Here is a 21,516-nt window from a genome sequence, read left to right on the forward strand (position 1 = left end):
AATGATTAAAGTCAGCATATATAGAAATGATGATAAGGTAAAGAAGTTTGAAATAAAAGGACATGCAGGTTATGATGTCTATGACAGAGATATAGTATGTGCCGGTGTTACGGCTGTGGCACAGACGGCTGTACTTGGGTTAGAATCGATTAATACTGTGTCTTTAAAGAAGGAAATAAGAGATGGCTATATGTATGTTGAAATAGAGGACTACGGTGTTGGTGATGATGTCATAAAGTCTTGTGCTATTGTAGATGCGATGGTGCTTGGGCTTAAAGACATCGAAAGGGACTATTCAGCGTACGTAAAAGTCTTTGATAGGAGGTGTGATGGATGAAGCTGCAATTATTTGCTCATAAAAAAGGAATGGGAAGCACTCGTAATGGACGCGACAGCGAGTCAAAAAGACTTGGAGTCAAAAGAGCTGATGGACAATTCGTCTTAGCGGGAAACATTCTCGTAAGACAAAGAGGCACAAAGATTCATCCAGGTGTTAATGTAGGCAGAGGCAAAGATGACACTTTGTTTGCATTGATTGACGGTTATGTATCATTTGAAAGAAAAGGAAAAGACAAAAAACAGGTAAGCGTATATGAAAAGAGGAAAGAAGTCCTGGCATAAGCCGGGCTTTTTCTTTTTTGCAGTGGAATGTATGGTATAATATAGATAAACCGAATGTTTATTTAAGGAGCTGATGCGGATGTCTAAATGCAATGATGAATTTTTGATAAAATACATAAATTTAAAAAGGCATGAGTACATAAATGACCTTCAAGTTTTGCTTGGATATGCACAGCTTGGCAAGTCTGACAAGATTTATGAATATATTCAAAGAGTTATTGATGAATACAACAATGAGCGCAATGTATTTAATAGCGATATGGATAGTATCATGAAATTTATCAAAAATAAAATAGAAGAAAATTAAATTTAAAGTAGGTGATGATGTGTTTATAGACAGTGCGAAAATTTATATAAAGTCTGGAAACGGAGGAAATGGTGTCATATCATTTAGGCGAGAAAAATACGTGGCGTACGGTGGCCCTGACGGCGGTGACGGAGGGAAAGGCGGTGATGTCATATTCATTACTGATCCAAATATTTCTACATTGATGGATTTTAAGTACAAAAGAAAATATGTTGCTGAAAGCGGAGAAAATGGTAGTGGAAACAATAAATACGGCAAAGATGGTGATGACCTATATATTAAAGTCCCTGTTGGAACTCAAATAATAAGGGATGACACCAATGAGTTGATAGCAGATCTTGCAAAACCTGGACAAAAAGCCATAGTGCTGCGAGGTGGCAGAGGCGGAAGGGGAAATGCAAAATTTGCTTCATCGACTTTAAAAACGCCCAGATTTGCGGAAAGCGGTGAGGAAGGCAAAGAGCTTTATGTGAGATTAGAACTAAAGCTATTAGCAGATGTAGGTCTTGTTGGGTTTCCCAATGCTGGAAAGTCAACATTGCTTGCTTCATGCACAAATGCAAGGCCTAAAATAGCAAATTACCCATTTACGACTTTGTATCCCAATTTAGGTGTTGTGTACCATAAAGGAAAGTCCTTTGTCATGGCTGATATACCAGGACTTATTGAAGGTGCTCATAAAGGTGAAGGCCTTGGATATGACTTTTTAAAGCATATTGAAAGGACAAAATTGATATTGCACATTGTGGATGTATCAAATCCATTGTCGGATCCTATAGACGATTTTAAGAAAATAAATGATGAAATGTATCTGTACAGCAATAGATTAAAAGAAATTCCGCAAATTGCTGTTTTAAATAAAATAGATGCAGTTGATCCGTCATCAATTAATTTAGATGATATAATAGCAAAGATGAAAAATCTTGGATATGATGTCTTTAAAATATCTGCTATGACAGGCGATGGCATTGACGGGCTTCTTGATAAGACGATAGAGATGCTTGATAGGTTTAAAGTAGATGTGGAGGAAAATGCAGAAGACGTCATTATATACAATATGCCAAAAGAAGAAGAAACTGTTGAAATCGAGGTAAAAAATGGCGTTTACTATTTAGGTGGGACAAAAATAGATAGACTGTTAAAAAGAGTAAATCTCCAAGATGAGAATTCGCTTAGATATTTTGAAATGATATTGAAAAAGTCAGGTGTTATAGATATGCTTAAAGAGAAGGGATTCAAAGACGGAGATGCGATAAATGTGAGAGATTTTGAATTCGAGTATTATGAATAAAAATATGCTGTTTATCAAATATTGTCTCTAAAAGTTTATTATTGTATAATTTACGTATGAAAATTGTTTTTGAATTTCAAGTGGAGGATATTTAGATGACTAATAACTCACAAAGGATTGGCATTATGGGTGGTACTTTTGATCCAATACATTTTGGCCACCTTGTCACAGCGGAGGCTGTAAGAGATCAATTTGATTTGGACAAAGTTATATTTGTCCCATCAGGCAATCCGCCGCATAAAGTCAAAAGAAACATTACTGATAAGAGAATAAGGTATTTGATGACTATCCTTGCTACCGTTACAAATCCGTATTTTGAAGTATCTGCCATTGAGATAGAGAGGGAAGGATACACATACACTATTGATACGCTGAAGGAGTTTAAAAAAATATACGGAGAGGAAACACAGATATTTTTCATAACGGGCGCTGATGCTATATTAGAGATTTTGACATGGAAAAATGCTGAAGATCTTTTAAAGATGTGCAATTTTGTTGCTGCCACAAGGCCAGGTTATGCAGGTGATAGCATAAGCGAAAAGATCCAGTATATCAAGAGAATATACGATAAAGAAATATTTCAGGTGACTGTGCCGTCATTAGCCATATCGTCCACAGACATACGCAATAGGGTATCTGAAGGCAGACCGATCAAGTATTTGTTGCCAGAGTCTGTAGAAAGATACATTGAAAAAGCTGGACTTTATAAGAGAGGTTGATATTGTGGATTTTGAATTTTTAGCCGATAAATTGAAAAAATTATTAAGTGATGAGAGATTTAATCATTCATTGGGTGTTATGGAGACGTCTGAAAAATTGGCTGTAAGATACGGCGCAGATGTAGAAAAGGCAAAAATTGCAGGATTGCTTCATGATTGCGCAAAAAACCTTAGAGAAGATGAACTTGTTGCCTTAGCAAATAAGTACAGAATTCAGATAGATGATGTCTTGGAAAAATCGCCATCTTTGCTTCACGGACCTGTTGGAGGATACATGATAGAAGACTACTTTGGCGTACATGACGATGAAATAAAACGTGCCATAATGCTTCACACTACTGGAGATAAAGATATGACGCTTTTGGATAAGATAATATTTTTAGCTGATTATATAGAGCCAAATAGAAATTTTGAAGGAGTAGAAAATTTGAGAGATGCGGCATATAAAAACATTGATGAAGCGGTGATTATGGCATTAGACGAAACAATAAAATATGTGCTCGAGAAAGGACAGCTTTTATACCAGAAAACAGTAATCGCCCGCAACGATATGATAATAAAGACAAAATATATTTGATAAAATTTTATGTTTGGAGGTACAACATTGGATAAGAAAAGCACTGACTTAACGTTAAAAATTTTAAAAATACTTGATGATAAAAAAGCGCTTGATATTAAAGGACTATATGTGGGAGAGCTTACTACAGTTGCTGATTATTTTGTGATTGCCAGCGGTACGTCTACAACACATGTAAAATCTTTATGTGACGAAATTTCAGAAAAGCTTGCTGAAGATGGCGTATATGTAAATCACATAGAAGGTTATAATTCGGCTACGTGGATATTGATGGATTACGGCAGCATTGTAGTTCATATTTTTACTAAAGACGAAAGAAACTTTTACTCATTGGAAAGGCTTTGGGGCGATGCCAAAGAAATAGCTCTTGACAATGCTTTATCAGATTAGTATAATGAATTTAATATAAACCTCCGTGGCCTGCAGAGAAGGCAGGGAGGTTTTTTTGTAATCTATATTCAATAAATTATTTAATCTTTAAATTAGTTTAATTTATATTTGAAGTTTTAGGGGGGATATAAGTGCCTACAAAAGTACATCCATTATTAAAAAATTTTATACCAGTTGTAGATGGCATCGCTAAAACCTTTGGCAAGAATTGTGAAGTCGTTCTTTACGATTTCTCGAATTTGCAAAGTTCTGCAATTGCTGTTGGAAATGGACATATTACAGGCAGAGAAATTGGAAACCCTATACCAGAGGCTATTCTAAAATCGCTGAAGGCAAATAAAACTGACAACGAAGTCAATTTCAAAACTAAAGGAAGAGATGGTAAGATACTAAAATCTACCATTGTGTACATTAAAGATGATGCTGGAAAACCGATAGGGTGTTTGTGCATAAATATCGACATTTCAGAATATATAATGGTTAAGAATACGTTGGAAGATCTCTGTGAGATAAACGATGGGGAAGAAGCTCCGGTCGAGCCTTATGGAGGAAGCGTAAACGAAGTTTTGGAGAACATTGTAAACACCACAATAGAGAATTACGGGAAGCCTGTCAACTTTATGTCTAAAGAGGAAAAAGTCAATATGGTAAAAATGTTAGATGCTAAAGGCACTTTCTTAATAAGAGGTGCGATAGACTATGTTGCAAAAATACTGTGCGTATCCAGATATACCATATACAATTACCTTGATGAGATAAGAGTAGGGGATGACCTTGGCAAATATTAAAATTGATTATGGGAATGTGCATAAGCTGCATTCCTTTAATATTTTGGTCTAAAATATATTTTTAAAGGTGGCGTATATCTTGCATACCGTATCTATTGAAAATTGTCCTTCTTATTCTCAAAATGATGTAAAGGTTGCATTGGAAAATTCTTTTAAAAACTTGGGGGGACTTGAAAAATACATAAAAAAGGGTCAAAGAGTCTTTCTTAAAGCAAACCTTTTAAAGAAAAACAGACCGGATGATGCTGTAACGACACATCCTTCAATTGTTGAAGCAGTTGCAAATGCCATTAAAGCAATTGGAGCTATGCCTATCATAGGCGATAGTCCAGCAGGGCCTTTTTCTCAAAGAGCTTTAAAGGCGATTTATGAATCAACAGGCATGATTGATGTGGCAGCAAGAACTGGTGCTGAATTAAATTACGATACGGAAGAAGTTTTAGTAAAGATTCCCGATGGCAAAATTATAAAACAAGCTACGTTTATGAAAGCACTTATGGAATGTGATGCAATTGTGTCAATGCCGAAACTAAAGACACACGGCTTGACGGTTTATACAGGAGCTGTAAAGAATCAGTTTGGCGCCATACCAGGGCTTGTAAAAGCTGGTTATCATCTTTCAATGCCGGATGTGAAAGATTTTTCAGACATGCTGATCGACATAAATACGATTTTAAAGCCAGTATTGACGGTAATGGATGCTGTAGTAGCCATGGAAGGGAATGGCCCGTCTGCCGGCCATCCAAAGAAGGTTGGATTAATTATTTCATCAGATGACGTATTTGCGCTTGATACAGTTGCAACGTCAATTATCGGCTTGAAAAATCAAGATGTACCGACGGTTTTTATGGCACAAAGACGTGATTTAGGCCGCATTGAAGATATAAAAATCACAGGGATAAATGTAGAAGATGCAAAAATAGATGATTTTGACATACCGACGCTAAGAGGATTTAGTGTAACTGAAAAGATTCCACCATTTTTATCGAGATATTTAGACAGACATGTAAAACCGTATCCGATTTTTCATCATGATACGTGCAAAAGTTGTGGAATATGTGTGTCAAATTGCCCTCCTAAAGCGCTAAAAATGGTTGAAAATAAACCAGTTGTAGATCTTAAAGCATGTATTAGGTGTTTTTGCTGTCAAGAGCTGTGTCCTCATAAAGCAGTAAGCATAAAAAAGCCATCGATTGCAAAGTTGTTTTATAGATAAAAAAAGGGTTAATCACCCTTTTTTATTTTATGAAGATAAATTTATTTCTCGCCCTCTTTTTAAGCCATAGCAAAATTGATATCATAACTATTACTAACCCAATTAAAAGTTCAGCGTAAGATCTAATTGTGCTGTAATCTTTAATTACAGTGGTTTTAGTTCCGTTGTAGTATGTTCCTAAATAATTTTTATAAACCGACTCATCTGCTATAAGCTGTACACTTCCAATAGGCTTTCCGTTTAGCGTGAAATTAATCATGCCCAATGTAGTGCCTTTTTTTACAGGTGCATTTATATTTTTATCGACTGAAATAGATGACTTAATACTGCTTTCTTGTCCTTTTGGCACTACATAGTAGAATGAGTCTTTCGCAATAAGAGGCAACTTAAACTTTACCTTTCCAATGTCTGCGTATGTTACGATTGAATTTTTCTCTAAAGGATTTACAAGATCAAAATTATTAAAACCGTAGTTTAGCAATTTTATCGTATCTGTCCATATATTTGTACCTTCATCACCCATGATTACAGATATCAGCCTATGACCATTTCTTGTGGCAGAACCGACAAAAACTTGGTTAGCAGCGATAGTATAACCGGTCTTTACCCCATCTGCTCCGTCGTAATGAAAGCTTGTAGGCTTTATTAATCTATTGCTAATCCAGAGATCTCTCGGCTTATCAAATTTGTTGGTAGGCGGTATCTGGTAATGTATGGTGCTTACGATTTTCCTAAATGTGGTATTTCCCATCGCATACCTTGCTATCAAAGCCATATCGTACGGTGTCGAGTAGTGGTCGGTATTTGGCAAACCATTTGGATTGACAAAATGGCTGTCTTTAGCACCAATTTCTTTTGCTTTCTCATTCATCAGATTTGCAAATCCCTGTATGCTGCCTCCAATGTGGTCAGCTACTGCAATTGCTGCATCGTTGGCAGACTCTAAAAGCATAGCATAAAGCAACTGCTCTAATGTAAGCTTTTCTCCCGGTACTAGGTATATAGAATTACCATCTATATTTTTGACATCATCATTTACAGTTACTACGTCATTTAACTTTCCCTTTTCAATGGCGATTATGGCCGTTAAAATTTTTGTCGTGCTGGCAGGATACATCCTTTGATTCATATTTTTGTCGTAAAGGACTTGACCGGTAGTGAAATCCATCAGCACTGCCGTAGGACCTACGATTTGTGGTGGATTTTCCATTCCGTATACTTTTGGTATAAAATTAATTAAAAGTATGATAGCTGTAATGATAGAAACTGTTTTTTCATACTTTTGCCTCCATATACGCTTATAATTTTAGTATATCAAAAAAATATGAAATTTAAAAAGGAATTTATATAAAAATGTAGAAATATTTATATAGCAAAATCAAAAGAGGTGGAGTATGTTTAAATTAACCAAAAGTCAACAATATGGAATCATCGTTTTATTGATAGTAGCTTCATTATTGACTGGGTATTTTATCTATGAAAAAAGCAAACCTCAAAAGGATGATATTGTCAGCATTAAAAGCGATGAGAATTTAATAAACAATTCCAATACAGGTAAAACATCAGAAAATGAAAAAGCCAAAGAAATAAAAGTATATGTCACTGGCTTTGTCAAATCACCTGGAGTTTATACCATGAGAGAAGGCGATAGAATCGATGATGCCATAAAAATGGCAGGGGGAGCTTTGGATGGTGCAGATCTTTCAAACATAAATTTGGCCGAAAAAGTAAAAGATGAGCAGATGATAAAAGTGCCAAAAATTGGAGAAAATGATGTTTCCAACGATAAATCCAGCGGCTCTAATGCCGCAAATGGCAAGATAAATATCAATACGGCTACAAAAGAAGAGCTTGACACACTGCCTGGAATTGGCGAAGTCACTGCACAGCGCATAATAGATTTTAGAGAGCAACACGGCAATTTTCAAAAAATAGAGGACATCATGAATGTTTCAAGGATTGGGCCAAAGCTTTTTGAACAAATAAAAGACAAGATAACAGTTGATTAAAATGTAAATTTGTTCCATATAGAACATGATGGGGAGAAATTATGAGGAAATACGTGTCAATACTTTTGATATTTCTATTGTTGTTTTCAAATATTAAGGTGACTTATTCTGATCCTGCATCAGATTTAAAAAATGCACAGATTGAGGAACAGAAAATCATAATTGAGCTATTTAATTTGGACATGGAAAAGGTAAGGGCATCAAATTTATTGGATGAGCTTAATTCTGAAGTTGCAGATACAACAAAGCGCATCGACTCAATGGAAGGAGAAATATCAAACATAAGCAAAGAAATTGTTAATGAGAGAAATAATATAAAAAGCTGGTTCAGATTTTTGTACATGAATGGTACGAATACCATATTATCACTTCTGCTTATGTCAAACAATGCATCGGAGCTTTTGCACAGATTGATATACATAGATATAATTACTAATTACTTTTACAGCAAATTAGATCACATAAATTACTTATTGAAAAACAAAAAGGCTGAAGAAGAGGCTTTGAGCCATCAGCGAGATGAGCTTAAAAAGAAATTAGATGAGCAAAGAAATACAGTTTTGACTTTAAATAAATTAGAAAACGAAAAGAGTGCAATGCTTGACAATATCAAAAAGCAAATTAGCGATTATCAAAGAATATTAGACATAAGCGCATCGGTGGAAAGCGGCTTACCATCTCTTGACTTTTTGCTAAATAATATTTCAAAACTGCCTTGGAACAGCCTTCAGCCTGATAACTTCGATATCCAGGTTGATTCGGTATCGGCATCATTTAGCGATGAATCAATAAGCAATATGATAGACAATTATAATGATGTATTGAAAAATGTAAAGATCACATTCGATGATAGCGGATTTACTTTATCTGATGGTGATAATTACACTTTATATGGAAATTTTGAGGTGAATGATGGAAAAATTGATTTCAATGTTACCTCAATCAATGTAAAAGGTGTGGAGATAACAGGGGAGGACTTAGACAATCTTATAAAAAATTACAATACTGTTTTGGATTTTGAAAGTCCATTAAAACAATATAAATTAGACAGTGTTGAGACAACTGCTGGCGAAGTGAAGTTTACATTGGCGAGAATAAAATAAAATGTTTTTCTTTGGCTATTTAGTGTGTTAGACTTATATTAGATTCTTACGAGGAGGAATGGCTATGAAAGAAATAGTTTTAGCAGGTGGTTGTTTTTGGGGTGTTCAAGCATACTTTGACACCATAGACGGAGTGATGGAAACGAAAGTTGGGTATGCAAATGGAAACAAGGAGAATCCGACATACGAAGAAGTCTGCACAAATACGACAGGTTTTGCTGAAGCGTGCTATGTAAAATACGATGAAAGCATCATATCGTTAGAAGATTTGCTGAGAAGTTATTGGAAGATCGTAGATCCAACACTTAAAAATAGACAAGGCCATGACATAGGTACGCAGTACCGTACGGGAATTTATTACATGGATTATGGTGATCTTAATGTGATATTAAGATCTAAGGAAGAAGAGCAGAAAAAGCATGAAAAGCCAATCGTGACTGAAATTGAACCGCTTAAAAATTTTTACGATGCTGAAGAATATCACCAAAAGTACCTTAAGAAGAATCCAAATGGCTATTGTCATATACCAAGAGAACTTTTTGAAAAGAGGTAAAATGAAGGGGCATTTTTTAACAAGCCCCTTTTTAATCTATTTTCCGCTTTTGATGGAATGAGCTATTCTCGAACATGCCGCAGCAACTATTGCGGCGACCAAATCATCTATAAATGTATTGCATCTTTCATCTTTATGTTCATTCAATGTTCCTATTATGCCCAGTTTTACCTTATCCAAATAACCGTAGTTGGTAAGTCCAATTGATCCGTAGATGTTTGTAATGCTTAATGCTAAGATTTCGTCAATTCCGTACAGTGGTTCATCTCTTTTGAGGATTGATAGAAGTGGTTCTTCAAGCATGTTTTTCTCTGCAAGTTTGTCAAGAGTTATGCCTGTCAATACAGCATTTTGAACTTCTCTCTTGTCTAAAACTGCATTTAGGCTTTCTATTGCCTCATCCATGGTTAGATCATAATACTTTTTTTGAAGCTCTAATACAAGTTTAGCCATGTCCTCGATATTTACTCCTCGCTCTTTTAGCAAATCTACGATTATATCCTTCATTTTGCGCCTCCTTAAAATATTAATGTGGTGCAACCATATATTATGTGCAATTGTTGAAAAATATTATATATTAAAGTATAATCTAAATTAGTTTTAAATCCAATAGACAGCTGGAAAGGGATGTTTATATGAAAGATGTTAGAGTTAGATTTGCACCAAGCCCAACAGGCAATTTACATATTGGCGGTGCCAGAACAGCGTTATTTAATTGGCTTTTTGCAAGGCACAATAATGGAAAGTTAATTTTAAGAGTTGATGATACGGATTTGGAGCGTTCGACGGGTGATTCAATGAAGGCCATATTAGATGGACTTAAATGGCTTGGCATCGATTGGGATGAAGGGCCAATATACCAGTCAAAAAGGCTTGATGAATATAAGAAGTATGCTGATGAGTTAGTAAGTAAAGGTAAAGCCTATTATTGTTTTTGTACAAAAGAAGAGCTCGATGAAATGAGAAGTGAAGCGCAAAAGGCTGGAAAACCACCTATGTATACAGGCAAATGTAGAAATTTATCGCCTGATGAAGTAAAAAAGTACATAGATGAAGGTAAAAAATACGTCGTACGTCTGAAAGTGCCAAAAGACGGTAAAACGGTAGTGCATGATATAATAAGGGGCGATGTTGAATTTGACAATTCAACGTTTGATGATTTTATCATAATGAAGTCAGATAATATGCCTACATACAATTTTGCCACCGTAATAGATGATTATGAAATGAAGATAAGCCATATAATAAGAGGAGAGGAGCACTTATCAAACACTCCTAAGCAGATCCTTATATACGAAGCATTAGGCTTTGAAAAACCAGAGTTTGCACACGTTTCGATGATATTGGCGCCTGACAGAAGCAAACTCAGCAAAAGACACGGTGCTACGTCTGTGCAAGAGTTTAGAGATTTAGGATACTTGCCTGAAGCAATCATAAACTACATCACGCTTTTAGGGTGGGTGCCGTCAGATGGTGAAGAAGTGTTTACTACGGAAAAAAGTGTAAGAGAATTTACTTTAGATAGAGTATCTAAAAATCCGGCTATATATGATACCAAAAAACTTACTTGGTTAAACGGCATTTACATAAGAGAATGCGATATAGATAGATTGACAAAAGAAGTCATCCCGTTCTTGATTAGCAAAGGATTGATAGGGGATGAATACGATTATGATTATATAAGAAAAATTGTAATCGCTGTAAGGGAGAGGGAAAAAACTTTAAGCGATATAGCTGATGCCATGTCATACTACTTCAAAGACGATTTTTCATATGATGAAAAAGGCGTTAAGAAGTATTTTGAAAAGGATGGAGTCGAAAACATACTTAGAGAAGCCATTGAAATACTTAAAAAAGTAGATAATTTTAATTTGACCGAAACTGAAAATGCGTACCGTGATTTGATAGAAAGACTGAACATAAAAAGCGGTGATTTGTTCCACCCCACAAGACTTGCTATATCTGGCAGAACGTTTGGACCAGGCTTATTTGATATAATGGAACTATTAGGCAAAGAAAGGACTATTGAAAGGATAGAAAAAGCGATAAAATACATTGAAAGCATTAAACAAAAGTAAGAGAATATTCTTCTCTTACTTTTGTTTAAATATAAATTTTACGGTAAACTTAATCAGGAGATGAACTTATGGGAAAGCTTTATTTAGCTTATGGCAGCAATATGAATTTTAAGGAAATGATGAAAAGATGTCCAAATGCACAATTAATAGGGCCTGCCATAATCGAAAATTGGAAACTTGTATTCAGAGGTAAAGACGGCTTTGCTTATGCTACAATTGAACCATCTGACAATAGTTTCGTGCCAGCTCTTTTGTGGGAAATAGGAAAGAATGACGAGGATGCTTTGGATAAATATGAAGATTATCCGTATCTTTATAGGAAAGAGATTATAGAGGCAATTTGCGAAGATAAATCAATAAATGCGATGACATATATAATGAATCCGGGGTATGATATAGGAAAACCAAGCAAACGGTATTACAATATCATAAAGCAAGGCTACATAGATGCAGGGTTTGATGTTGAGCTCATAGAAAATATTTTAAGAAATTAACATAAACGTAACATGTACTTAATATGGTGATAACAATTTTATTGTAATATGGATATTGACAAGTAGATATAAATTTTTAGGTTGGAGATGAAGAGAAACCGTTAATGTGATTAACAATTTCATAGATAAATTGTTAATCTGTAGTGGTTTCTCTTTCTGATTTTTTACTGAATATTTAGATGTAAGGAGGTGAAATATTGAAGAAAGATGAGTTCTTAAGAAGGCTTGACAGCAGAAAATTGATTGCCGCTATTAAAGAAGAAAGATATATTGAAAAAGCAATTAATAAAAACTTAAGTGGTGTTTTCTTACTTACAGGGAATATTGGTGTAATAAAAAAGTATGTAGACTTTTTTAGAGCAAATGATATGTTTACATTCGTTCATATGGAGAAAATTGGAGGTATAAGTTTTGATAAAGAGGGGCTTGAATTTGTAGCTAATTATGTAAAACCAGATGGGATAATTACCACAAAAAACAGTCTTATAAAGATTGCAAAAAAACTTAATATGTTGACGATTCAAAGATGTTTTATGATAGATACAGATGCATTAAAAAAAGCGATAGAGATTTCGAAAGAAACACAACCTGATTTTGTTGAACTTATGCCAGCTTTAATGCCTGATGTAATTCGAGAATTTACTGGAAATACAAGTGAGCCTGTCATAAGTGGAGGACTAATTAAAACAAGTGAACAAATGATGAATGCTTTATTAAATGGTGCTATTGCTGTTTCGACAGGCACTCCAAGATTATGGAATGTAGATGCATCAAAAATGTATAAGGAGGTGTCGAAGTGGAGAGAACAGAATCAATTGCAAACTTTAGTAATGCAATAGAAGATAGTGAACTAAAAAATGACGTAATAAGATTTAAAAACAACATTGAACCATATTTATACCTTTTTCCATCTGCTATTGTTTTCGCGACATTTGTTTTTTATCCATTTATAAAGACTATCTACATAAGTTTGTTTCTAACAGATCCACAAGGGAATTTAGCCAAATTTATTGGATTGCAAAATTATATAGACATTTTTAAAACTGCTGATTATATAAATAGCATTTATTTAACATTAAAATTTGTAATTATGACTGTTCCCTTAGAAATGATTGTTGCATTCGTTCTGTCTATTTTTGCCAATCTAAGACTTAAAGGCATTGAGGTTATTAAAACAATATACACATTGCCTATTGCTATATCGTCGGCATCAGCTGCGGTAATATGGATGCTATTATTCAATCCAAGTATAGGATTTATCAATTACATACTCAGTTTTTTTGGAATACATGGTATAGGATGGCTAACCGATGTAAAATACGGAATGATTTCAGTATCGATAGTAAATATATGGCTCAATGTAGGGATAAATTTCATTTTTATGCTTGCAGGACTGAAAAGTATACCGAAAGACCTTTATGAAAGCGCTCAGATTGACGGAGCCAACATTTTTGTACAACATATTAAGATAACTGTACCAATGCTTTCTCCTACATTGTTTTTCCTAATTACTGTTGACGTTATAAATGCCTTTCAGGAATTTGGAGTAATAAATATTATGACACAAGGTGGTCCAGTTAATTCTACTAACGTCATGGTTTATTCGATATATAGAGATGCGTTTTTTAATTTCAGATATGGAAATGGGGCGGCGGAATCGATAATCATTTTTATATTGCTTTTAATATTCACATTATTACAATTTGCTTCAAGTGAAAAGAAGGTGTTTTATAAATGACAGACTATGTGAGGTGGTTAATTAAGAGAATTTTGCTATATTTAGTTAACTTTATTCTAATATTTATTGTGGTATTTCCTATTATTTATGCCATATCTGTAAGTTTTATGCCTAATGGCGAAGCTTTTCAATATCCACCAAAATTAATACCAGATTCATTTTATTTAGGCAATTATATTGAGGCACTTAAATCAGTTCCGATATTGCGGTTTATATCAAATAGCTTTATTGTTTCGATAATCGTTACTATAGGACAAATATTGACATCAAGTTTAGCTGCATATGCATTTACATTTTACGAGTTTAAAGGAAAAAATATAATTTTTGCCATATTTCTATCGACCATGATGATACCGGCAGAAGCTATAATAATAGCAAATTATCTCACTATACGGCAGTTAGGGCTGTTAAATACTTATGCAGGGCTCATCTTACCATATTTAAGCTCCGCATTAGGAATATTTTTATTGAGACAGTTTTATTTAACTATTCCAAAAGATTATTATGAAGCTGCTCAGCTAGATGGCTGTACGAGATTTGGATTTTTAATAAAAGTGGTGATGCCCCTTTCAAGGCCGGCAATTGGTTCTTTGGCTGTATATTCTTTTTTGATGACGTGGAATCAGTACATGTGGCCGCTTTTGATAACTAATACTGATGATATGAGGACAGTGCAAATAGGCATAAGCATGTTACAATGGTCAGACTCACAATCGTTTGGACTTATCATGGCTGGTGTAATCATGATTTTGATTCCCTCTATCATGATATTTATTTTTGGACAAAAGCAGCTTGTAGATGGCTTAAATGCCGGTGCATTGAAAGGCTAAATAAATCATTAAAAGAAAGGAATGATTTTAAAAATGAAACGAATGAAGAAAATCTTATCTATCGCTTTGATTGGAAGTGTATTATTTTCATCTACAGCGTGTTCTAATGACATAAAACCATCGGCAGTATCTAATACACAGCAGAACAAAGACAAAGTCATAGAGCTAACATTCTGGCATTCAATGGGTGGAAAAGGAGGAGAAGCAATAAACAAGATGGTAGACGACTTTAATAAAACACATCCTAATATCAAAGTTACTGCCCAATACCAGGGAACCTACGATGATGCGTTAAACAAATTGAAAGCATCAGAACAGTCAAAATCAGGACCAGATATTATGCAAGTGTATGATATAGGAACTAAATTCATGATTGACAGTGGTTGGACAACGCCTGTACAAGAATTTATCGATGAAGACAAATTTGATACATCTAAACTCGAACCAAACCTTTTAAGTTATTATACCGTCAATGGCAAGTTGTATTCTATGCCATTCAATTCGTCAACACCAATATTGTATTACAATAAAAATGCATTTAAAGAAGCTGGTCTTGACCCTAATAACCCTCCTAATAATTTTAATGAGATAGAAGAATACGGTAAGAGGCTTGTGAAAAAAGACGCATCTGGCAAAGTTACACAATACGGATATTCAATGGCGATATATGGTTGGTTTTTTGAACAATTTATGGCAAAACAAGGAGCACTGTATGCCAACAATGGTAATGGCAGAGATAAAGAAGCAACGGCAGTAGTATTTAATAATGATGCAGGTTTAAATATTATTAACTGGTGGAAGAAACTTGTTGATGAAGGTATTGCAGGCAATTTTGGAAGAAAAACAGATGATACTAAAAATGCATTTATTGCAGGTCGAACTGCTATGATTATAGAATCAACAGCATCGTTGAAATCAATATTGGATGGGGTAGGAAATAAATTTGAAGTTGGAACAGCGTATTTGCCAGCATTAAATGATAGTAAAGATGGTGGAGTAATAATTGGTGGTGCCTCGCTGTGGATACTTAACAATAAGCCGAAAGAATACCAAAAAGCAGCGTGGGAATTTGTAAAGTTCATGGTTTCTCCGGAAGAACAAGTATTTTGGAATGAAAATACAGGATATTTCCCAGTGACAAAGGAAGCTTATGATTTGCCTGAAATGAGTGTACATTTGGAAAAGTATCCGCAATTTAAAACAGCAATTGAGCAGCTTCATTCTACACCTATAAATAGAGCAACACAAGGAGCATTAATAGGAGTCTTTCCCGAGGCGAGACAAATAATAGAACAGAACATAGAAAAAGTTTTAAATAATCAGGTTACACCAAAACAAGCTCTCGATGATGCTGAAAAAAATATTAATAGTGCGCTTGAAAATTACAACAAAACATCAAACAGATAGAATAAAAGAATTTAAAAACATAGTATTGATAGCTATGTTTTTTTGTTAATAAAAATCTTTTTGATATTTTTTGATTTGAATTTGACTATTCGATGGAATGGTACTATAATATATTGTGAAATTTGTTATAAATTTAACTAATAGGAGGTTATAAAAATGTGGGAAACAAAAGTAAATCCTAGCAAAATTTTTGAACTTCGCTGTAAAAATACGACTTATTTTGGTGTTGGCAGTATACATAAGATAAAGGATATATTAGAAAATCTAAAAATTAATGGCATTAATAATGTTATTTTTATAACAGGCAAAGGTTCGTATAAGACTAGCGGAGCTTGGGATGTTGTAAGGCCTGTATTGGAAGAGCTTGATTTAAAATATTCACTTTACGATAAAGTTGGTCCAAATCCTACCGTTGATATGATAGACGAAGCGGCAAAAATTGGACGAGAATCTGGAGCGAAAGCCGTAATTGGAATTGGCGGTGGTAGCCCTATAGATACTGCAAAAAGTGTAGCTGTGCTATTAAAGTATACTGATAAAAATGCACGAGAGCTTTATAAGCAAAAATTTATTCCTGATGATGCTGTTCCTATAATAGCTATAAATCTTACACATGGTACAGGAACAGAGGTAGATAGATTTGCAGTGGCTACTATACCTGAGAAAAATTATAAACCAGCTATAGCTTATGATTGCTTATATCCTATGTTTGCTATAGATGACCCTTCGCTTATGACAAAGCTTGATAAAAAACAGACTATAGCCGTTACTGTTGATGCTTTAAATCACATTACAGAAGCTGCTACGACACTTGTTGCATCTCCATATAGTATTCTTACGGCTAAGGAAACAGTAAGATTGATTGTTCGATATCTTCCCGCTGCTGTAAATGATCCTTTAAATATAGTGGCAAGATATTACCTTCTGTATGCTTCTGCATTAGCTGGCATATCTTTTGACAATGGTCTTTTGCATCTTACTCATGCTTTAGAGCATCCTTTAAGTGCTGTAAAACCTGAAATAGCTCATGGTTTAGGGCTTGGTGCAATATTGCCAGCAGTTATAAAAGCTATTTATCCAGCTACAGCAGAAGTATTGGCTGATGTATATAGTCCTATAGTTCCTGGTTTAAAAGGACTGCCTGTTGAGGCGGAGTATGTAGCAGAAAAAGTTCAAGAATGGCTTTTTAGTGTGGGGTGCATTCAAAAGTTATCTGATTTTGGGTTTACGAAAGATGATATTCCTAATCTTGTAAAACTTGCTAAAACAACTCCTTCCCTTGATGGGTTGTTATCTATTGCACCTGTTGAAGCTACTGAATCTGTCATTGAAAAGATTTATTTAAAATCTCTTTAACTTTGATAAATAATTGTCTTGTTTTGTTAAATTTATTACGATGTTGTTAAGTGATTATGTAATTTGTTGTTTTTGACGTAAAAATATTTGACATTAGTCATATAAATATATAATATATCATTAAGTGAAAAATTATGTCTGGTATAAAGCCAGACATAATTTATTACGAAATCTTGGAGGTGTGAAAGCAATGAACGAGATTTTAGAGAAGAAGCAATTGAATCCCACTGTCAAAATGATGGTTATAAACGCTCCACTAATGGCGAAAAAGGCGAAACCTGGACAGTTTGTCATAGTAAGAGTAGATGAAAAGGGTGAACGCATTCCTTTGACAATAGCGGATTACGACAGAAACAAAGGCACGATTACTATAATATTTCAAGAAGTCGGCATGAGCACCAAGAAGTTAGGTACGTTAAACGTAGGCGATAGATTGCATGACTTCGTAGGACCTTTAGGAAAACCTGTTGAATTTTCAAAAGATACGAAGAGAGTTTTAGCAATCGGCGGAGGTGTTGGAGTTGCGCCGCTTTATCCAAAAGTAAAAATGCTAAATGAGATGAAAGTACCAGTGGATAGTATAATAGGCGGCAGAAGTGCAGAGTACGTCATATTAGAAGATGAAATGAAAAAAGTCAGTGAAAACCTTTATATAACGACGGATGACGGCACAAAAGGCCGTAAAGGCTTTGTAACAGATGTATTAAAAGAATTGATAGAAAAAGACAACAAATACGATGAAGTAATTGCAATTGGGCCACTGATAATGATGAAGATGGTATGCAATATAACAAAAGAATACAACATACCAACTATGGTCAGCATGAACCCGATAATGATAGACGGAACTGGAATGTGCGGAGGATGCAGAGTCACAGTTGGAGGAGAGACAAAATTTGCATGTGTCGATGGTCCAGCATTTGACGGGCTTAAAGTAGACTTTGATGAAGCAATGAGAAGGCAGAATATGTATAAAGATATGGAGAGGAAAGTATTAGAAAATTATGAGCACGAATGCAAGTTAGGGGGCATCTTAAATGGCTAACATGTCGTTAAAAAAAGTACCAATGCCTGAACAGGAACCAGATCAGCGGAACAAAAATTTCAAAGAAGTTGCATTAGGGTATGAAGAAAACATGGCTGTTGAAGAAGCCGAAAGATGTATTCAATGTAAGAATCAGCCATGTGTTGAAGGTTGCCCTGTTCACGTAAAAATACCTGAGTTCATCAAGCTGATAGCAAACAGGGACTTTGAAGGAGCATATCAAAAGATAAAAGAAACGAATAATCTACCTGCAATATGTGGAAGAGTATGTCCACAGGAAAGCCAGTGTGAATCAGTATGCACAAGAGGCAAAAAAGGAGAACCTGTAGCTATAGGCAGACTGGAGAGATTTACAGCAGATTGGCATATGAAAAATAATGAAGATAAAATAGAAAAACCAGAGACGAATGGCAGAAAAGTTGCTGTTATAGGATCTGGGCCTGCAGGACTATCGTGTGCAGGTGATCTTGCAAAAATGGGATATGACACAACCATCTTTGAAGCATTTCATACACCAGGCGGTGTTTTAATGTACGGTATCCCAGAGTTTAGACTTCCAAAAGAAATAGTGCAAAAAGAAATTGATTCGTTGAAAAAATTGGGAGTAAAAATAGAAACCAACATGGTCATAGGCAAGATACTTACAATCGATGATTTATTCGACATGGGGTATGAAGCAGTGTTCATAGGGACAGGCGCAGGATTGCCTAAATTTATGAATATACCTGGAGAAAACTTAAATGGAGTTTACTCAGCAAATGAATTTTTGACGAGGATTAATTTGATGAAAGCTTATGATTTCCCTAACAGTCCCACTCCTGTAAAAGTAGGCAAGAAAGTTGCTGTTGTTGGCGGTGGAAACGTGGCGATGGATGCAGCAAGATCCGCAAAGCGCATGGGAGCAGAAGAAGTGTACATCGTATATAGAAGGTCAGAGGAAGAAATGCCTGCAAGGCTTGAGGAAATACACCACGCAAAAGAAGAAGGAATCATATTTAAGTTATTGACAAACCCTGTAAGAATCATTGGTGATGAAAGTGGCAGTGTAAAAGGAATCGAATGTGTTAACATGGTTTTAGGCGATGTAGACGAATCAGGTAGAAGAAGACCTGTAGAAGAAAAAGGCTCAGAGCATGTAATAGATGTAGATACAGTTATTATAGCAATAGGACAAAGTCCAAATCCGCTTATAACATCCACAACAGAAGGTTTAGAAAAGCAAAGATGGGGTGGAATAATAGTCAACGAAGAAACATTGGAGACAAGCCGCAGAGGAGTTTTTGCGGGCGGTGATGCTGTGACAGGTGCAGCTACAGTAATACTTGCAATGGGAGCTGGTAAAAAAGCTGCAGCTTCTATACACAAATATTTAAGCGAAAAGTGATTTTTAACTGTAAAACACCATTTAATTGCGTTGTATATGGTCAAATGCAATAAATGGTGTTTTTGTCTCTAAAATTTGATTAACTTTAAACGCAAAAAGCAACGCTTTTAAAAGCGTTGCTTTTAGAAGTAGCCTTAAGGGGAGTCGAACCCCTGTCTTCGCCGTGAGAGGGCGATGTCCTAGGCCACTAGACGATAAGGCCAAATATTGGCTGCCGAACTAGGATTCGAACCTAGACTAGATGATCCAGAGTCACCGGTGCTACCGTTACACCATTCGGCATCAACTGACAGAACTTATTATAGCATGGGTTTTTATTTTTGACAAGGGGGTGTTAAAAAATTTTTATAAAAAACTGACTTGTTTTGAGTGTTTACATATTAAGTTAAATGCTATATAATATCCTTTGAAGTTATATACTGTATACATAAAAGGGGGGATATGACAATGGCACATATTATTACAGACGAATGCATAAGCTGTGGTGCTTGCGCTGCAGAATGCCCTGTAGATGCTATTCACGAAGGTACAGGAAAATACGAAGTGGATGCTGATACATGTATAGATTGTGGTGCATGTGAACCAGTATGCCCAACAGGAGCTATTAAGGCTGAATAAGATTAACGAAAAGTCCCTTTCAGGGGGCTTTTTGTTTAATTGACTTAAAAATTTCAAAGTGGTATAATCTACAATAATATATTTTAGATAGATTAGGAGGAGTCATAATGCCTATAGTTTTTCTTAATGGTGAGTTTGTAGACAGTGAAAAAGCGGCTGTTTCGGTTTTTGACCATGGATTTCTTTATGGTGACGGTGTTTTTGAAGGTATAAGGGCGTATGATGGTGTTGTTTTTAAATTAGATGATCACTTAAAGAGACTTTACAATATGGCTAAGGCACTTCTTTTAGATATACCATACTCTAAAGAAGAAATGGCCGATAAAGTCTTGGAAACTGTGAGGAGAAACAACTTAAAAGATGCATACATAAGATTAGTTGTTTCAAGAGGGAAAGGAGATTTAGGGCTCGATCCCTACAAATGTTCAAAGCCTACAGTAGTTATCATTGCAGATAAGATTACATTGTATCCTGATGAAATGTACCAAAATGGATTAAAAATTATCACATCTACGTTTAGGCGCAACTCCATTCAAACCTTAGACCCACAGATTAAATCTCTAAATTATCTTAACAATATATTGGCAAAGATTGAGGCTGTGAAAGCGGGTTATCCAGAAGCTCTTTTATTAAATTTAGAAGGATATGTGGCAGAATGTACAGGTGACAATGTTTTTATTGTATCTGACGGTACTTTATATACACCGCCATCTGCTGCTGGAGCTTTAGGTGGCATTACGAGAGCTACTGTCATAGATATAGCAAATAAACTTGGAATACCAGTTGTTGAAAAATATTTTTCACTTTTCAATGTGTACACTGCAGATGAATGCTTTTTGACAGGTACTGCTGCAGAAGCAATTCCTGTAACTGAAGTTGACAAGAGAGTCATCGGTGACGGTAAGCCTGGCGAGATTACTAAAAAGATCATTGAAGAATTTAAAAATGTGAGAACTTTGTATGGAACAAAGGTATATTAAAAAAACGCATGG

Annotated in this window: 25 protein-coding genes and 2 tRNA genes; 23 read left to right on the plus strand and 4 right to left on the minus strand. The window is 35.1% G+C overall.

What is annotated here, in order from left to right; all coding sequences use genetic code 11:
• The first annotated feature begins 1 nt into the window (after position 1).
• The 9 genes from GSH73_RS05750 (at position 2) to GSH73_RS05790 (ending at position 5,909) form a co-directional block, all read left to right on the plus strand.
• Entirely contained in the window at positions 2–337 is a 336-nt protein-coding gene (locus tag GSH73_RS05750; RefSeq protein ID WP_014758953.1) for a ribosomal-processing cysteine protease Prp, read from the plus strand.
• Entirely contained in the window at positions 334–621 is a 288-nt protein-coding gene (rpmA, locus tag GSH73_RS05755) for a 50S ribosomal protein L27 (protein WP_014758952.1), read from the plus strand. Before GSH73_RS05750 ends, rpmA begins: the two co-directional genes overlap by 4 nt.
• Before the next feature lie 79 nt (positions 622–700).
• Positions 701–928 (plus strand): Spo0B domain-containing protein, encoded by a 228-nt coding sequence (locus GSH73_RS05760; protein WP_014758951.1) that lies wholly within the window; start codon positions 701–703, stop codon positions 926–928.
• Positions 929–947: 19 nt separating this feature from the next.
• Positions 948–2,219 carry a GTPase ObgE gene (obgE, locus tag GSH73_RS05765; RefSeq protein WP_014758950.1) on the plus strand — a complete coding sequence of 424 codons (1,272 nt, stop codon included), beginning with the start codon at positions 948–950 and terminating at the stop codon, positions 2,217–2,219.
• A gap of 95 nt (positions 2,220–2,314) precedes the next feature.
• Positions 2,315–2,938: a nicotinate-nucleotide adenylyltransferase gene (gene nadD / locus GSH73_RS05770; RefSeq protein ID WP_014758949.1), complete on the plus strand. Its 624-nt coding sequence runs from the start codon at positions 2,315–2,317 to the stop codon at positions 2,936–2,938.
• Between the two features lie 4 nt (positions 2,939–2,942).
• Positions 2,943–3,515 (plus strand): bis(5'-nucleosyl)-tetraphosphatase (symmetrical) YqeK, encoded by a 573-nt coding sequence (yqeK, locus tag GSH73_RS05775; RefSeq protein ID WP_014758948.1) that lies wholly within the window; start codon positions 2,943–2,945, stop codon positions 3,513–3,515.
• 9 nt (positions 3,516–3,524) lie between these two features.
• A complete protein-coding gene (rsfS, locus tag GSH73_RS05780) occupies positions 3,525–3,905 on the plus strand; it encodes a ribosome silencing factor (protein WP_038069068.1) in 381 nt (126 codons plus the stop codon).
• A 131-nt stretch (positions 3,906–4,036) separates the two neighbouring features.
• Positions 4,037–4,693 carry a helix-turn-helix transcriptional regulator gene (locus GSH73_RS05785; protein ID WP_014758946.1) on the plus strand — a complete coding sequence of 219 codons (657 nt, stop codon included), beginning with the start codon at positions 4,037–4,039 and terminating at the stop codon, positions 4,691–4,693.
• 79 nt (positions 4,694–4,772) lie between these two features.
• Positions 4,773–5,909 (plus strand): DUF362 domain-containing protein, encoded by a 1,137-nt coding sequence (locus GSH73_RS05790; protein ID WP_014758945.1) that lies wholly within the window; start codon positions 4,773–4,775, stop codon positions 5,907–5,909.
• Positions 5,910–5,931: 22 nt separating this feature from the next.
• Here the strand turns inward: GSH73_RS05790 and GSH73_RS05795 are convergent, their stop codons facing one another.
• The gene (locus tag GSH73_RS05795) at positions 5,932–7,119 is read right to left on the minus strand and encodes a D-alanyl-D-alanine carboxypeptidase family protein (protein ID WP_014758944.1); all 1,188 of its coding nucleotides are present in this window, start codon (positions 7,117–7,119) and stop codon (positions 5,932–5,934) included.
• Between the two features lie 184 nt (positions 7,120–7,303).
• Here GSH73_RS05795 and GSH73_RS05800 point away from each other — a divergent pair, with 184 nt between their 5' ends.
• The 3 genes from GSH73_RS05800 to msrA all read left to right on the plus strand — a co-directional run bounded on the left by GSH73_RS05800 (position 7,304) and on the right by msrA (position 9,574).
• Complete coding sequence (locus GSH73_RS05800) at positions 7,304–7,918, plus strand: helix-hairpin-helix domain-containing protein (RefSeq protein ID WP_014758943.1); 615 nt, start codon at positions 7,304–7,306, stop codon at positions 7,916–7,918.
• Positions 7,919–7,959: 41 nt separating this feature from the next.
• A complete protein-coding gene (locus GSH73_RS05805; RefSeq protein WP_014758942.1) occupies positions 7,960–9,021 on the plus strand; it encodes a coiled-coil domain-containing protein in 1,062 nt (353 codons plus the stop codon).
• Between the two features lie 64 nt (positions 9,022–9,085).
• On the plus strand, positions 9,086–9,574 hold the full coding sequence (msrA, locus tag GSH73_RS05810) for a peptide-methionine (S)-S-oxide reductase MsrA (RefSeq protein ID WP_014758941.1): 489 nt from the start codon (positions 9,086–9,088) through the stop codon (positions 9,572–9,574).
• Between the two features lie 36 nt (positions 9,575–9,610).
• Here msrA and GSH73_RS05815 read toward each other — a convergent pair whose 3' ends face one another.
• Complete coding sequence (locus GSH73_RS05815; RefSeq protein ID WP_014758940.1) at positions 9,611–10,081, minus strand: phosphatidylglycerophosphatase A family protein; 471 nt, start codon at positions 10,079–10,081, stop codon at positions 9,611–9,613.
• A 128-nt stretch (positions 10,082–10,209) separates the two neighbouring features.
• On the opposite strand from GSH73_RS05815, the gene gltX reads away from it, so the two are divergent.
• From gltX to gltA, 9 genes are all read left to right on the plus strand, one after another.
• Positions 10,210–11,652, plus strand: a complete 1,443-nt coding sequence (gltX, locus tag GSH73_RS05820; protein ID WP_014758939.1) for a glutamate--tRNA ligase — start codon at positions 10,210–10,212, stop codon at positions 11,650–11,652.
• 68 nt (positions 11,653–11,720) lie between these two features.
• Complete coding sequence (locus GSH73_RS05825; RefSeq protein WP_014758938.1) at positions 11,721–12,146, plus strand: gamma-glutamylcyclotransferase family protein; 426 nt, start codon at positions 11,721–11,723, stop codon at positions 12,144–12,146.
• A 197-nt stretch (positions 12,147–12,343) separates the two neighbouring features.
• On the plus strand, positions 12,344–12,985 hold the full coding sequence (locus GSH73_RS05830; RefSeq protein ID WP_014758937.1) for a glycerol-3-phosphate responsive antiterminator: 642 nt from the start codon (positions 12,344–12,346) through the stop codon (positions 12,983–12,985).
• Positions 12,943–13,884, plus strand: coding sequence for a carbohydrate ABC transporter permease (locus GSH73_RS05835; protein WP_014758936.1), 942 nt, complete (start codon positions 12,943–12,945; stop codon positions 13,882–13,884). The genes GSH73_RS05830 and GSH73_RS05835 overlap by 43 nt, the downstream gene beginning before the upstream one ends.
• Positions 13,881–14,714 carry a carbohydrate ABC transporter permease gene (locus GSH73_RS05840; protein WP_014758935.1) on the plus strand — a complete coding sequence of 278 codons (834 nt, stop codon included), beginning with the start codon at positions 13,881–13,883 and terminating at the stop codon, positions 14,712–14,714. The genes GSH73_RS05835 and GSH73_RS05840 overlap by 4 nt, the downstream gene beginning before the upstream one ends.
• Positions 14,715–14,747: 33 nt before the next feature.
• The gene (locus GSH73_RS05845) at positions 14,748–16,121 is read left to right on the plus strand and encodes an ABC transporter substrate-binding protein (protein WP_014758934.1); all 1,374 of its coding nucleotides are present in this window, start codon (positions 14,748–14,750) and stop codon (positions 16,119–16,121) included.
• Positions 16,122–16,277: 156 nt separating this feature from the next.
• The gene (locus GSH73_RS05850; RefSeq protein WP_014758933.1) at positions 16,278–17,477 is read left to right on the plus strand and encodes an iron-containing alcohol dehydrogenase; all 1,200 of its coding nucleotides are present in this window, start codon (positions 16,278–16,280) and stop codon (positions 17,475–17,477) included.
• Between the two features lie 190 nt (positions 17,478–17,667).
• Positions 17,668–18,522, plus strand: coding sequence for a sulfide/dihydroorotate dehydrogenase-like FAD/NAD-binding protein (locus tag GSH73_RS05855; protein ID WP_014758932.1), 855 nt, complete (start codon positions 17,668–17,670; stop codon positions 18,520–18,522).
• A 1-nt stretch (position 18,523) separates the two neighbouring features.
• Positions 18,524–19,906 carry an NADPH-dependent glutamate synthase gene (gene gltA, locus GSH73_RS05860; RefSeq protein ID WP_233230911.1) on the plus strand — a complete coding sequence of 461 codons (1,383 nt, stop codon included), beginning with the start codon at positions 18,524–18,526 and terminating at the stop codon, positions 19,904–19,906.
• 129 nt (positions 19,907–20,035) lie between these two features.
• Here the strand turns inward: gltA and GSH73_RS05865 are convergent.
• A tRNA-Glu gene (locus tag GSH73_RS05865) sits at positions 20,036–20,108 on the minus strand.
• A gap of 6 nt (positions 20,109–20,114) precedes the next feature.
• Positions 20,115–20,188, minus strand: a tRNA-Gln gene (locus GSH73_RS05870).
• A 165-nt stretch (positions 20,189–20,353) separates the two neighbouring features.
• Here GSH73_RS05870 and fdxA point away from each other — a divergent pair.
• Together fdxA and ilvE are read left to right on the plus strand one after the other, a co-directional pair.
• On the plus strand, positions 20,354–20,524 hold the full coding sequence (fdxA, locus tag GSH73_RS05875; RefSeq protein ID WP_013788306.1) for a 4Fe-4S ferredoxin: 171 nt from the start codon (positions 20,354–20,356) through the stop codon (positions 20,522–20,524).
• Between the two features lie 107 nt (positions 20,525–20,631).
• Positions 20,632–21,504 carry a branched-chain-amino-acid transaminase gene (ilvE, locus tag GSH73_RS05880; protein WP_014758930.1) on the plus strand — a complete coding sequence of 291 codons (873 nt, stop codon included), beginning with the start codon at positions 20,632–20,634 and terminating at the stop codon, positions 21,502–21,504.
• Positions 21,505–21,516 lie beyond the last annotated feature (12 nt).

This window comes from Thermoanaerobacterium aotearoense, from assembly GCF_009905255.1.
Taxonomy (GTDB): domain Bacteria; phylum Bacillota; class Thermoanaerobacteria; order Thermoanaerobacterales; family Thermoanaerobacteraceae; genus Thermoanaerobacterium; species Thermoanaerobacterium aotearoense.

Coding starts and splice junctions, on each gene's coding strand:
- GSH73_RS05750 (WP_014758953.1), top strand. CDS start 2: ATGATTAAAGTCAGCATATATAGAAATGATGATAAGGTAAAGAAGTTT.
- rpmA (WP_014758952.1), top strand. CDS start 334: ATGAAGCTGCAATTATTTGCTCATAAAAAAGGAATGGGAAGCACTCGT.
- GSH73_RS05760 (WP_014758951.1), top strand. CDS start 701: ATGTCTAAATGCAATGATGAATTTTTGATAAAATACATAAATTTAAAA.
- nadD (WP_014758949.1), top strand. CDS start 2,315: ATGACTAATAACTCACAAAGGATTGGCATTATGGGTGGTACTTTTGAT.
- rsfS (WP_038069068.1), top strand. CDS start 3,525: ATGTTTGGAGGTACAACATTGGATAAGAAAAGCACTGACTTAACGTTA.
- GSH73_RS05795 (WP_014758944.1), bottom strand. CDS start 7,119: ATGGAAAATCCACCACAAATCGTAGGTCCTACGGCAGTGCTGATGGAT.
- GSH73_RS05800 (WP_014758943.1), top strand. CDS start 7,304: ATGTTTAAATTAACCAAAAGTCAACAATATGGAATCATCGTTTTATTG.
- GSH73_RS05805 (WP_014758942.1), top strand. CDS start 7,960: ATGAGGAAATACGTGTCAATACTTTTGATATTTCTATTGTTGTTTTCA.
- msrA (WP_014758941.1), top strand. CDS start 9,086: ATGAAAGAAATAGTTTTAGCAGGTGGTTGTTTTTGGGGTGTTCAAGCA.
- GSH73_RS05815 (WP_014758940.1), bottom strand. CDS start 10,081: ATGAAGGATATAATCGTAGATTTGCTAAAAGAGCGAGGAGTAAATATC.
- gltX (WP_014758939.1), top strand. CDS start 10,210: ATGAAAGATGTTAGAGTTAGATTTGCACCAAGCCCAACAGGCAATTTA.
- GSH73_RS05825 (WP_014758938.1), top strand. CDS start 11,721: ATGGGAAAGCTTTATTTAGCTTATGGCAGCAATATGAATTTTAAGGAA.
- GSH73_RS05840 (WP_014758935.1), top strand. CDS start 13,881: ATGACAGACTATGTGAGGTGGTTAATTAAGAGAATTTTGCTATATTTA.
- GSH73_RS05845 (WP_014758934.1), top strand. CDS start 14,748: ATGAAACGAATGAAGAAAATCTTATCTATCGCTTTGATTGGAAGTGTA.
- GSH73_RS05850 (WP_014758933.1), top strand. CDS start 16,278: ATGTGGGAAACAAAAGTAAATCCTAGCAAAATTTTTGAACTTCGCTGT.
- GSH73_RS05855 (WP_014758932.1), top strand. CDS start 17,668: ATGAACGAGATTTTAGAGAAGAAGCAATTGAATCCCACTGTCAAAATG.
- gltA (WP_233230911.1), top strand. CDS start 18,524: ATGTCGTTAAAAAAAGTACCAATGCCTGAACAGGAACCAGATCAGCGG.
- fdxA (WP_013788306.1), top strand. CDS start 20,354: ATGGCACATATTATTACAGACGAATGCATAAGCTGTGGTGCTTGCGCT.
- ilvE (WP_014758930.1), top strand. CDS start 20,632: ATGCCTATAGTTTTTCTTAATGGTGAGTTTGTAGACAGTGAAAAAGCG.